The sequence below is a fragment of the Symmachiella macrocystis genome (assembly GCF_007860075.1).
Taxonomy (GTDB): domain Bacteria; phylum Planctomycetota; class Planctomycetia; order Planctomycetales; family Planctomycetaceae; genus Symmachiella; species Symmachiella macrocystis.
Window position 1 is genome coordinate 719,159 of record NZ_SJPP01000002.1, and the last position, 12,847, is coordinate 732,005.

9 protein-coding genes are annotated in these 12,847 nt (G+C 55.6%); 4 read left to right on the plus strand and 5 right to left on the minus strand.

What is annotated here, in order from left to right:
* Positions 1-44: 44 nt before the first annotated feature.
* Positions 45-1,439 (minus strand): ammonium transporter, encoded by a 1,395-nt coding sequence (locus CA54_RS20800; RefSeq protein WP_197532672.1) that lies wholly within the window; start codon positions 1,437-1,439, stop codon positions 45-47.
* A 374-nt stretch (positions 1,440-1,813) separates the two neighbouring features.
* On the opposite strand from CA54_RS20800, the gene dgoD reads away from it, so the two are divergent.
* On the plus strand, positions 1,814-2,953 hold the full coding sequence (dgoD, locus tag CA54_RS20805; protein ID WP_197532673.1) for a galactonate dehydratase: 1,140 nt from the start codon (positions 1,814-1,816) through the stop codon (positions 2,951-2,953).
* Between the two features lie 140 nt (positions 2,954-3,093).
* Positions 3,094-4,251 (plus strand): prepilin peptidase, encoded by a 1,158-nt coding sequence (locus CA54_RS20810; RefSeq protein ID WP_146372906.1) that lies wholly within the window; start codon positions 3,094-3,096, stop codon positions 4,249-4,251.
* Positions 4,252-4,291: 40 nt separating this feature from the next.
* On the opposite strand, the gene CA54_RS20815 is transcribed toward CA54_RS20810, so the two are convergent.
* Complete coding sequence (locus CA54_RS20815; RefSeq protein ID WP_146372907.1) at positions 4,292-4,786, minus strand: Fur family transcriptional regulator; 495 nt, start codon at positions 4,784-4,786, stop codon at positions 4,292-4,294.
* 271 nt (positions 4,787-5,057) lie between these two features.
* Positions 5,058-5,348: a flagellar biosynthesis anti-sigma factor FlgM gene (locus tag CA54_RS20820; RefSeq protein ID WP_146372908.1), complete on the minus strand. Its 291-nt coding sequence runs from the start codon at positions 5,346-5,348 to the stop codon at positions 5,058-5,060.
* A 233-nt stretch (positions 5,349-5,581) separates the two neighbouring features.
* Between CA54_RS20820 and CA54_RS20825 the strand changes: the two genes are divergently transcribed.
* Both CA54_RS20825 and CA54_RS20830 read left to right on the plus strand, forming a co-directional pair.
* On the plus strand, positions 5,582-6,742 hold the full coding sequence (locus CA54_RS20825) for a TIGR03364 family FAD-dependent oxidoreductase (RefSeq protein ID WP_146372909.1): 1,161 nt from the start codon (positions 5,582-5,584) through the stop codon (positions 6,740-6,742).
* A gap of 265 nt (positions 6,743-7,007) precedes the next feature.
* Positions 7,008-10,046 carry a protein kinase domain-containing protein gene (locus CA54_RS20830; RefSeq protein WP_197532674.1) on the plus strand — a complete coding sequence of 1,013 codons (3,039 nt, stop codon included), beginning with the start codon at positions 7,008-7,010 and terminating at the stop codon, positions 10,044-10,046.
* Between the two features lie 74 nt (positions 10,047-10,120).
* Here CA54_RS20830 and CA54_RS20835 read toward each other — a convergent pair whose 3' ends face one another.
* Together CA54_RS20835 and CA54_RS20840 are read right to left on the minus strand one after the other, a co-directional pair.
* Entirely contained in the window at positions 10,121-10,735 is a 615-nt protein-coding gene (locus CA54_RS20835; RefSeq protein WP_146372911.1) for a hypothetical protein, read from the minus strand.
* 456 nt (positions 10,736-11,191) lie between these two features.
* Positions 11,192-12,847 carry a tetratricopeptide repeat protein gene (locus CA54_RS20840; protein WP_146372912.1) on the minus strand — a complete coding sequence of 552 codons (1,656 nt, stop codon included), beginning with the start codon at positions 12,845-12,847 and terminating at the stop codon, positions 11,192-11,194.

Below are 12,847 nucleotides of genomic sequence, written 5' to 3' on the forward strand. Positions count from 1 at the left end.
GGCTTCGCCGGGGGGCCGCAGGAACAGCCACCTGGGTCAGTTTCTTACAAGAAGATATAACCTTCTTCGTCGTGTTGCGTAACATCCAGACCGCGTATTTCTTCCTCTTCGGTCACACGTAATCCCATTGTGGCGTCGAGAATTTTGATGAGGATGAATGTGCCACTCAATGCCAGTGCACCGGCGGCAACAATACTGATCGCCTGATTGATGAGTTGACTAGGATTGTCGGTGAAAAGCCCTTTCGCTCCCTCGGCGATGGTGGGTGTGGCGAAGACGCCGGTCAGCATCGCTCCGAGGGTTCCACCAACTCCATGTACTCCGAATGCGTCCAAAGAGTCGTCATAGCCGAATTTCGACTTGATGGTGGTGCACGCGAAGTAACAGACAAGACCGGCGGCGAATCCAAGAATGATACCATGCAGGGGATTGACCACGCCGCAGGCGGGCGTAATGCACACGAGCCCCGCAACGGCTCCCGAACAGGCGCCGAGCACTGACGGCTTGCCACGGAAGATCCATTCGGCTCCCGCCCAGGCGATCACGCCCGCAGCCGCTGCCATGTGCGTGGCCACAAAGGCATTAGCGGCGGCTGCGTTGGCTCCACCCGCGCTGCCTGCATTGAAGCCGAACCAACCAACCCAAAGGAGTGCAGCCCCGATACACGTGTACGTCAAGTTGTGAGGCGGCATCGGCGTTGTTCCAAACCCGATCCGTTTGCCCAACATGATCGAAATTAACAATGCCGAAAATCCGGAGCTGATATGCACCACGGTGCCTCCAGCGAAATCGAAAGCTTCGTAAGGAGCGTTGAACAGCCAACCATCGTCGGCCCAGACCCAGTGCGCAATGGGACAATAAATAAATGTTCCCCAAAGGACGGAGAACACAACCATCGTGCTGAATTTCATCCGCTCCGCATAGGCTCCAGCAATCAATGCAGGGGTGATAATGAAAAACATCATCTGAAACACCATATGCACAGACCGAGGAATACTGCCTGCCATCGGCACGTCCGCCGTATCGCCATTCATGAAGGGAATCACGCCATCTAGAAACAGATAATCTGTTCCTCCAACGAACCCTCCGAAGAAACCTGTGCCGATATTTTGGCCAAACGCTAAACTGTACCCCCACAGAGCCCAGACGATTGACATGATGCCCATGAGGAAGAAACACTGCATCATTACGCTCAGAATATTTTTTTTGCGGACCAATCCGCCATAAAACAACGCCAAACCGGGTGCTGTCATCATGAGCACCAATGCCGAAGATGTGAGCATCCAGGCAACGTCTGCTCCATTGATTTCACTTTCCCAACCCGCCTGAGTTATTGAATTCGGAGCTGTTTCGGATGCTCCATCCTCCGCAAATGCGGTACTGGCAACAACCGAGAATAACAGGACCGACAGACCAGCAATTCTTCCCATCCACAGCATATTGTCTCTCCTTAACTGCCGCTAGAATAATGAATTAAGACGTTGAGTTCTTTCGCCGTCACGGAAATTCCCGGTCGGCGAGGTCGTTGATTCGAGAGGTCGATCTAGTCCCGCTTCACATCACTTCGGTCGCCTGTTCCGCCAAATAACTCGGCGGATTAATTGCTGCCCTGGTGGCGATATTAGAAACAACCGACAACAAGCGTGAGCAAATTGCGATCCATTACTCAGAAAAGTTGAACACGCCCCCATTAAGCACGGCAGGGACCAACCATGTTTCCTCCCCCAGCCGCAGCATTGCTCGATCCCTTGCGACCGACGAATTTGCACGGAGAATGAAACAGTAATCCGCTTAAACTCCGATGAGGCCATCCATGAAAATCTCAGCTGTGACCCCTTATGCCGTCGGCGAAGATCGCAATTTCTTTTTTGTGGTGATCGAAACCGATGAGGGAATCCACGGTATCGGCGAAGGGGGGATCACCTGGCAGGAACCCGCCATGGGCGCCGCCGTGCATTCGTTGGCTCCGTTGCTGGTGGGTGAAGATCCGTTTCGTACCGAACATCTGTGGCAGGTGATGTTCCGCAGCGGATTTTTCCCCGCCAATCGACTGGGTGCCTCCGCCATCAGCGCCATCGACATCGCGCTGTGGGACATCAAAGCCAAGGCGCTGGGTGTGCCGCTGTATCAACTCCTGGGAGGCCGTGTGCGTGACCGGGTTGTCTGTTATCCCCACGTGAAAGCGACTGAGACGATTGCTCTCCCCGATGCCGCTCGACAAGCGGCTGAGGAGGGTTGGAAGTTTATTCGCCTCGAACTGCCTGTCGTGCCGGGGAAGGGCGTATTGGAACCCTCAGCGGCGGTGCGCGGCTGTGTGGAGGATTTCGCGGCCGTGCGGGAGGCGGTCGGCGACGATATCGAAATCACTGTCGACGTGCACACCCGTCTCGACCCGCCCGAGGCAATCCGGCTATGCCGCGAGTTAGAGCCGTTTCGCCCTTATTTTGTCGAGGATCCACTGCGGATGGAGAACTTCGACAGTTTCCGCAAACTGTCGCGGCACGTGCATGTTCCCTTGGCTGCGGGCGAACAGTATGCGACGAAATGGGAGTTTCGCCAACAGATCGAAGAGGAACTGATCGACTACGCGCGGATCGACGTTTGCATCGTGGGTGGAATCACCGAAGCCCTCAAAGTGGCCGGTTGGTGCGAAACGCATTACATCAAACTCGCACCCCACAACCCACTCGGCCCCGTCTCCACCGCCGCCTGTTTGCATTTGGATTTGGCGACCAGTTATTTCGGCGTCCAGGAATTGCCGCGACTGCCGGGCAACGTCTTGTCCGATTTGTTCCCGGTACAGGTGCCATACGAAGCGGGGCACCTTCTCCCCCCAACGCAACCCGGCCTAGGCGTGGAAATCGATTTGAACGCCCTCTCCAAATACCCGGCAATCGACGGCGGCAGTTGTCCGCGACTGCGGCGCGCGGATGGTTCGTTTACGAATTGGTAATGGTGGTGTCTCGCAAACTGTTACAAATGGCCCGCGTGGTGGCGTCCGAAGGCGGGCTGATCTACCATGGCAGGATCGACAGTGAACGACTTTTTAGGATGATCGCCATCCATTGCCGGGATCGAGTTTTTTAAGCACTTATGACCGAATTTTTTGCTGCTAACGATTCGTTGCGCGACCCTTGGTTGTTGACGTTCTTCACGTATACGCCGCTGTGGATACGGTTGTTGGTGACGTTTGCCGCTGGCGTGGTTGTCGGGCGAGGGGTGGTGTTTTGGCTGTTGCGGATGCGGTTGCCGGAAGGGATTTGGACTTCGGCAGGCCTGTCGGAACCGCTGAGCGGGGTTCGCGCTCGGGCAACCTTGGCCGTGGAGTTGGCGACCGGGGCCTTGTTCGCCGGTTTGGTCTATTTTGTCATCATTTTACACTGCCAAGAGACGCCCGAAGAAGGTTCGGCGTTTTATATTCATTGGCGGCTGCTGTTTCAGTTCGCGCTGATCACCTTTTTGATGGCGGCAACGGTTGTCGATTTGGAGCAATACTTGATTCCCGATGCCATTACCGCCACGGGCGCGATTGTGGGCGTTGGCATGGCGACGGCGGTGGGGAATGTGCAGCTGATTCCGCTGTGGGTCGATTGGAATCTGGCAGTTCCAGGATTGGCGGGGCCGTATATTCCCGTGTGGATTCAAACCTATTCGCACTGGCATGGGTTGGCCTGGAGTTTGACCGGATTGGTAGCTGGCGCCGGGATGACATGGATTGTGCGGGCGGTTGCCTCTTGGCTGTTGGGGCAGGAGGCATTGGGCTTTGGCGACGTGACATTGATGGGCATGATCGGCAGCTTCATGGGGTGGCAGGCGATCGTGTTCGTGTTCGCACTAGGGCCGCTGTGTGGACTTGTCGTCGGCTTGACCGTGCGGATACTCACAGGGCGGACCTACGTCCCCTATGGGCCGTATCTGAGCATTTCGGCCGTGATTGTGCTGTATAGCTGGAAGTGGCTGTGGACGCCATCGCGGTACATCTTTGGCGATGCCATCACGCTCGGCATTCTGGCCGCTGTGGCACTCGTGGCCATGATCGTCCTGTTAGGCCTATCGCGACTGTACTGGTTGATCCCCGTTGAACGCACCCACAGGGAACCGCCGCACGACAGTGAATCGCAGCTGGACCAGGAACCGCTGGATAACGAGGAGTCGCTCGATACTGCGGAGCCGCCCGCGGATGAGGCGCCACTCGGCGACGAAGATTCACAGGAAGAAGACGAAGAGCCGCTGTTGGACGATTTGCACTGAGCGTTTTTCGACTGTAGAAAGTCGACAACTCCACTGGGGCTCAAATCATGTCGGTCTTGCGTTGGCGCCGTTTGGGGCGACAGCAATTCGCGCATTTCCCGTAGACTTCCAGACGATGCGCTGAAATTCGAAAGCCGTTTTGAGCAGCGACCCGCGATAGCATCTCGTTGAGCGAATCATCGACGAATTCGATCAAGTCGCCGCACTCTTTGCAGATCAAGTGGTCGTGCTGCGGGTATCCGTAGTCGTGTTCGTAGACTTCACGATCATTGGGCCGTGCCACAGCCCTGAGTAAACCTGAGTCCTTCAATTGGGCCAGCGCGCGATAGACGGTTGAGCGGCTCACCCGCTTGCCATCGGTCCGCTGATTCAACCGAGAGACCAACTGGTCCGCGTCAAAATGTTCATGTGACGCAAAGACTTCGCGGACAATGGTTTCGCGTTCGGTGGTCAGACGCATGCCCTGCGTCATCAGGTATTCGCGAAATTTGGTTTCGGGACTAACGGCCACATCGACCGCAGTGAGATCACTCATCAGGACTACCTCAGCACTACAACAACAGACAGGGGCTTTTGCATCGTTATCAATAAAGACTAATGCCGCACTACTGGCAATTCCAGCGTGCGGCGACATCTTTCCAGTAAAGCAGCCCCGTTTTGCCGCGTCAAGATGCCGTTCACTTATCGCGAAATCGCTCTAAGTGTTACCGTTCCAATAGTACACTCGCACGAAAAGACGTCATTCCACACGGTTTTGGGTGGAATTTAGGCATCCGAAATATCGAATGGGAGAGGCTAGTCGCTAACTAAACTCCGCCGCTATCGATTCGGTCCAGAAGCCGGCTCATGGCGATATCAAATTTTTCGTGGGTTTCGTAGGTGCCATCGTCGATGGCGGCCTTAATTTGCGCAATACGCTCCTGTCGCAACTCAGGCGACTTGCCCAGATCGCCCAAGGCGCGACCTGCTGCTGAGATTTCGACTTCGTCTTTCGGCGATATCGGAGCCGTTTGTGCTGCGCGGGTAACAGGTTTCATAACCGCCGGGCGATTAATCGGCGCTGCGCCGTTGACCGTGCTGGGACCGGTGACATCCATGTTGATTTCTCCCTGAAACGCGGGAATGGGGAACTGGCCGATAATTTCGGCATACGGAGGCCATCCAATCCCTGGCCTGCCGGAATGGGTCTTCGTCTCCTATCATATCTTAGAGTGGGGAAGTGAATCAACCGGGATTACTCGACGCTGAAATTGTGCCCATTGAGGCGATATTTCAGTCGATTTTGCCCCCGCCGAGCTGAAACCTCTCTCTCAAAACAAGTGTGTGGATTATGAATGGACGGCCGAATCGGGAATTTGACGTCATTGTCGTGGGCGCGGGCATTTTGGGGGTGTTTCATGCCTATTTTGCGGCAAAAAATGGGCTGCGAGTGTTATTGCTCGAACGGGACGACACACCGCGCGGCGCCTCGGTGCGGAACTTTGGCTGGTGTATTCCCAGTGCAATGGCGCCGGGAGAGTGGGCGGAACGGGGAATTGCTAGTTTAGAGGTTTATCGCGAATTGGCCGCTGCGGTAGGTTTTCCGTTCTCTCAAAACGGCACGCTGTATGTCGCTTCAACGGAACTTGAAGAGGCAGTGATCCGCGAGTTTGTCGAATCGAACTCTCATCACGGCCTGCACCGGGAATTTTTAGATGACCGGCGGACACGGGAAATGAATCCGTTTGTCCGTCCGGACTATGGTCGGGCCAGCTTGTATTTCCCGGACGAGATCCGTATCGAGCCACGAACGATTTTAGGAGATCTGCTGACGTGGTTGGGTCGGGAATTCGATTGTGAGTATCGGCCGCGGACGGTTGCCTCCCGGGCGGAGGCCAGTGCAGGGCAGTGCCGCGTGATCTCGACCGAGGGGTTGGTTTTTACGGCGAACCATGTTTTTGTCTGCAGCGGCGCGGATGTGCGCACGCTGTTTCCGGAGATCTTGGCTGCGGCCGGAGTGCGTCGCTGTAAGCTTCAAATGTTTCGCACGGTCCCTCAACAGGGATGGCAACTTCCGACCAATTTGGCGTCTGGATTATCGATTCGCCGGTACCCGTCGTTTCAGAATTGTCCTTCCTGGGCAAAGTTATCGCAGCAAGCGGCGGAACCGGGATACGACGAGCGGGGGATTCACGTGTTGTTGGTCCAAGATTATGAGGGCCGCTTGGTCGTGGGGGACTCGCACGTTTATTCCCACGACGATATGGACGACATGTTGGATGCGGAAACCGAGTCGCTAATCCTGCGGTATGCCCAGCAGATGGTCGACGGGGTGGACTGGAGGATCGACAGCCGTTGGCAGGGGGAGTATTCGTTGCTGGAGGATCGGGAGATTTTGGAGACCACAATTGACGGTCGCATCCATTTGGTCACCGGAATTGGCGGAAAAGGGATGACCACCGCTCCGGCAGTCGCCCGCGAGTCTATCGAACGACACTGGACAATTAGGTAGTAACCCCTGCCTGGAAGCGTGGTTATTTGGCAAAACCATGCACCGACGTTCACTAAGGCATCCAAACTACGCAAATGGCAGACTAATTCGGGTGAATTTCCCAATTGTGTTTGCCTCAGTGATCGATCATTCTTGTAAGGGAGAGTGTAAGTGACTTCCGGTGGTTCGGGCCGCCATTCGGTAAATGCATGACTGGTGCCAAAAAAACCTTGTGCGCGGGATTGCATTCCCAACCACGAGTTCCCCTAGGTCCGAAAGTAGCGTTGTGAACGAGACATTAACGCGTGTGTTTCAACAGGATGTCGGTGCGGATGCCCCGGTACGGATCGCAGTCTCCCGACCGGACGCGGTTGAATCCGAGCCGCATGTCTTGCTGAATCCGTACGGCATCATCGGGCGGTCCCCGAATTGCGATGTTCGGCTGAAGGACTCACAAGTCAGCTTTCGTCATGCGTATTTGCAAATGATTGGGGGACGCCTGTTTTGTGCCGACTTGGGGAGCCGTTCGGGAACGAGTTGGGGTGACGTGCCGCAGCGCGCCGGTTGGTTGTCAGCCGACGAGGATGTCTCGATTGGACCGTATCAAGTTCGGTTGCTCGAAAACCCGGTGGTCGATGGTGGCGATCGCATTGCGATCCCTCCCGATTTCGATCCGTTGGCGATCTATGAAGGTGAATTGGGCGAGATGCCTGATGTGCATTTGGAGTTCCTCAATGCAGCGGACGATGTCGATTTACCGTTAAGGCGGATGCTGACGTTTGCCGGCAGCGCCCGCGGATGCAAATTGCGTTTCGAGGGGGACCGGATTTCTCGCGTCCATTGCAGTTTGATGCTCACCCCCAGTGGACTGTGGGTCATCGACCTGTTGGGCAAAGGGGGCACCAAGGTCAATGGGTCATTGATACGCAGCGATCGGTTGAATGACGGCGACTTGCTAAAGCTCGGCCAATTTCAGATGCGAGTGCATTATGAAGGGGCAGGCGAAAAGCCGTTTTCCGGGACGGTCTTACCACCGGAAACATCGGTCGAGACAAGTTCTTCGACCGACGAGGAACTGCCGAAAACGCCTCGTGAGGCAGAGACCATTCCCCATCCCTCGCTGGAATTGTCCACCTCGCAGGATGAGCTTGCCAACCCGTGCGGGCGATTGGTTGATGAGCTGGTCGTCAATCGGTTAATGACTCGCGAAGAGATCGACGTCGTCTTGGCGGAATTTGAAGGCCGAATACCGTCATTCGACGAATTGTCGGACCGGCTGGTCGAATTGCAAACGATTTCCCAATGGCAAGCGGATCAACTTGCGACCGAAAACCACGGTCCCATGATCTTGGAGAACCGTTACCAACTGATCGAGCGGTTGGGCTACGGCAGCATGGGAAACGTTTTCCTGGCCTTTGACGAGGCGCTGCAGAGCAAGGTCGCCATCAAGATTCCGCACCATTCGTTGTTAAAAAACGAGCGATTGTTTAAACGGTTTCGCCGCGAAACATTGATTAGCGCCAATCTGGTGCACGCTCATATCGTTCGCGCGTTGAATATTGGACGGGGCAATCAATTTGTTGTTTTAGAACTGGTTGACGGCGACGATCTCCGCGATCTGATGGACCGTCAAGGGCCTCCTGACACGATGATGGCGGTTGATTTCTTAATTCAAGTTGCTGAAGCAGTCGGCCATGCCCAAAGCGAAGGGGTGGTGCATCGCGACATCAAACCGTCGAACATTTTGATCTCACGTGAAGGGACTGCCAAGCTGTTTGATTTTGGCTTGGCCCATTTGGATGACGAGGCACGGAAAAAAGGGGTCGCCGGTCACGATGCCGATCTGATTCCCACACGGATGGGATTCGCCGTGGGCACGGTGCAGTACATGTCGCCTGAACAGGCACGCGAAAGTGACGATGTCGATGTGCGGAGCGACATCTACAGCCTGGGGTGTACGTTCTTCGAGATGCTGACCGGCTCGCCGCCGTTTGAAGGGGAAAACCAGCACCAGATCCTCAAACAACATGCCCAAACTCCGTTCCCACCGATTGAAGGTCTGGATCCGGAATTAGCCAAGATTCTTGAGCAAATGCTCGCAAAAGATGTTGAGCAACGCATTCAAAATCCGCAACAGTTGATTGCAGCCTTGCGCAATTGGCAAAACGCAGCGCTTGCCGAGGATGATGCGGAGACCTCTGCTGCGGAGACCGCCGAAGAAGCAAGACTCGCCGAGCACGAGGAACGACTTCTTCATTTTCAGCAGGAACGTGAAGAATGGCAGCTGGCGATCGACGCACAACGGCAGGACGTTGAACGCCAACGTGATGAATGGCGTGCAGAAGCGGATCGTGAGAAAGAAGAACTGCATTTACGCCAGACAGCATTTGAGCAGTCGCAAGCGGAGTTGAACGAACGGGAGCAAGCCTGGGCCTCAAAAACAACTGAACTGGAACAACGGCTTGAACAGACAGCGGGTGTTGAAGAACAGCTGCAATCGCAACGCAAGACATTGTCGAGTGAGCGTGCAAAATTAGAAGAGGAATTGGAGTCCCTCAAGGGGACTCAAGAGGAGTTGCGGCAATCCACTGCTGAATTGGAAGCCGCGCGGGAGGCAAACGAAGAGCGTCAAGGGTTGTTGGACTTCCAACAGGCGGAATTGACGGAGCGCCGCGAAGCCTTCGAACAATCGATCAATGACCACGACTTGGCAACCCAGGAAATGGCGAGGGACCGGGATGGTCTTCAGCAGACGCAACAGGAATTGGCGCAGCAACAACAGAATCTGCAAGAAGCGGAGAACACACTTCGCAAGCAACACGGAGAGTTGGAACAACTAAAGAACCAACTGGAATCGCAGCGAGAACAACAGGAGCAGGATCTAGCGGCGTTTCAAAAAAGCCGTGCGGAGTTGTCAGCAAAATTGGCGACTCTTGCTGCAGGGCAAAACGAACTGCAACAAGCCGATGTCAACCTTGCCGCTCAGTCGGCCGAATTGGCAGCGGCCAGCGCCCAACTCGAAACGGAACGCACTGTTTTGGCTGAGGAGCGTGCTGAACTCGACACGCGTCGTACGACATTCGAGGCCGAGATGACGGCGTTGCAAGCGAATGCCGAGCAGTTGCGCGTCGAGAAACAGTTGTGCGAACAACAACGTGATGAACTAGAAAAATCGACCAGTCAGGTCAAAGAGGAATTCTCGCGTCTAGAGAGCGAACGGCAACAGCTGACCGAAGCGCGAACTCAATTAACGGCCGACAGTTCAGCACTGAGTACCCGCACCAATAAATTAAAAGCGGCGTTGGCAGAGTGGTTTGACGAGTAGCCTGCTTGCGATGTCGTTTTCCGAGCGCAACGATTTCCCAGGTGCCTGTTGCCAACACACGTCATTGCCTCAGATTAATGTTCGGAAGCCCCTAGAGATGCCGTTCTCATGACGTTCGCGAGACGCACCGGGTGAGGGACATCTTTGATGGTGAACAAGCTCTCGTGTTGCAGTTCCACGGTCAGCCCGTCGTGATTTCCCATCGACTCCAATTCACCGCGCAATGGAGCCAAGTCGGCTTGCTCGGGGACTGCCAGTTCGAAGATCATCATCACCGGCCCACCCACAGCTTCACGCGTGGCAAACAGGTCGGCGATTTCAATACTTTCAGCGGCAAGTCGTGAGGTCACCTGACGAATCAAACCCGGCGTGTCATCGCCGTGGACAGTCAGGAAAAACCGCTCGCTCGGCGGGGGCGGACGCAAATCCAAATCGTCGCCAGGGTTGGGCAGTCGCACTGTGACTGCAGCTTCGAAGGGGCGGGCAACTCCACTGATGTGATCGATGATCACCTGCGATTCAAAATGTTCCGGGAAGTCGGCAACGAGCACCATGGACAATACGCCATGCATCGAGGTCTGACTCGCCTCCTGCATGTCGCCGCCAAGTTCGTGAATGGCTCCGGTAATCGCCGGGAGCACGCCGATGCGTTTGTTCGCCACGATCGATAGCAGGTACCGCCTTGTCATCACCATTGTCTCCTAATCCATTGCGGAATACCGAAAGTCCGTTGATTTCGGCAAGCGCCATCTGAGTCCTCCGCAGCTTCGAATCAAAGCGAACTCAAATCCTCGAAAACCATGTGGATTTGGATTGCGGTCGGGTTATCAGAAGTGGCGACAGTGTTAGGCAACGAGGAGTGATGACCCCCGGATGGAAAACCATGGGCCGCTTTGCTGCTGGGACGCAGCATTGATGAGAAAGACTGTTTGGCCCGCAGTCAGACGGTTGTAAATCATCCCCGTTTCATGTAGATCCGCATTGTACCCGATTGGCGGAAGAATTCCCAACCGGTAGGGCCAGGGAAACTTAGCGGTTGGGACTAGAACCGAGCCAGAACGGACCAGAGACAGCATGTTCCGTAGTCAGCGAGTGCATCTCCACAAGAAACATCCCATTAAGTGCTTCTCTGGAATGGGTTGCGTCTAACGGACCGGGTTGTAGGTGAGTGGGGATTGTGGTGTGGCCAAGGAGTTAGGAACCGAATTGGACGACGGATTCGAATGTGGATTGTTGTTGCGAATCGGAGACACTCTGTAATTCGTGACATTGGGCGATGGGATCGGTGCCGTCCGATCACTGACGGGGTTCGGTGAGCGAATCAATCCGGTGTGAGCGTTTGCCGGAGGTGTTTGAACCGAAGGTGTGGTGGGCGGCAGTTGACCGGGAGGATCGCGGTGGAATTGCATGGAATTGGGGGCCTTAGCCGAGACTTGCTGGATGTTTTGCGAGGGCTCGACGCGCGACGTGGGAAACATTCCCCCCAGGCCAATGGCACCACCAACGGCTAGCGCAGTGCGGCTGGCAGCTTGGTTTGACGGCCGGGCCTGAAAACTATCGACCTGTATGGCAATCTGTGGGGTCGCTCGGCCGGGATTTTGGATGGGAGGAGCTGAGACCAGATGCTGACGCTGCTGCGGTTGTGGATCAGCTGAGTAGCCAGCCTGCGTGATCTGAGGAGCGGGGCGAGTATGCTGTTCCGTCGCAGCCGATTGGACAGGGGGAGCCGTGTATTGTCCAGGGACGTTGTCAGCGAGATATTCGTGTGGCGGAGGGGCTTGGAGCGGTTGCTTGGCGGGCACGTCAGCCAGGGTTAGCCGTTGCGGGGTTGACGATTGTGGCTGGGGGCGGTTCATGCTTGCAGGTTCGATTGGCGACGCGGTGTCAAACGTTAGGTGCTGTGATGTTTCTGAAGAGGCGACTGACGGTGCAGCGCGTGACGATTGCTGTGGGAATCCGCGACTATTCGAGACTCGACTTGTGGGAAATGCTGAGGAGTTTGCGGCAGGCTGTGGCGGGTTGTCGTTCGTCGCGAGAGCAGGGGAGGAAGTCGCTGTAGCCTGCGCTATTTGGCCGGCTGGGGATTTGTCTTGCCAATGTGGAAACAGCCGGTCCAATTCCGCACGGGCTTCGGCTTCGCCGCCAACGCTGGCAAATTTTTGATAGGCCATTTCAAAATCGCCGCGATAACCGTTTAGCAACGCGAGATTGCGAATGGCGATTCGGCTGTCCGGGTGATAGGCGAGGGCGTTGTTCAAAGCCCGTTCGCTTTGGGGAAAGTCGCCCCGCAACAAGTAGGAGTATCCCAGATCACTAAAAACGATGCTGATCTCTTGGCGATTGTCGGGCGACATATAATTCAGTGCCGACTCGTAATGCCGTTCCGCTTCGGCATAGTGCTGCATTTTGTCAGCCACGACGCCCAAGCGGTGATGGGCATGCGCGTGGGTTGGATGTTTGCGCAACACGTTTTGATAGAACCGCCGTGCGGATTCCAGTTCACCCGCGTCTTCCGCTCGGCGTCCAAGTAGGTAGTCGTTTTGGGACGCCTCGTTGCGTTGGCTGTGTTCAAATTCCCGCCCGTCGAGCGGTTGGTTCCGATCTCCGATTCTATTATCGGCGGCAAAGTCTTCGTTTTGTGACTCTTCAACGGGGGGAGGGCTTGCTTCGGATTGGACTTCGTCGCTGGGACCTTGCGCTGCAGCGCGATCAAATTGCAGGTTGCCCCAAGGTGTGCAGCCACTAGAAATGACGAGCGAGATGGAAAGGCTGGCTACAAGGCAAGAAAACCGATTGCGCAT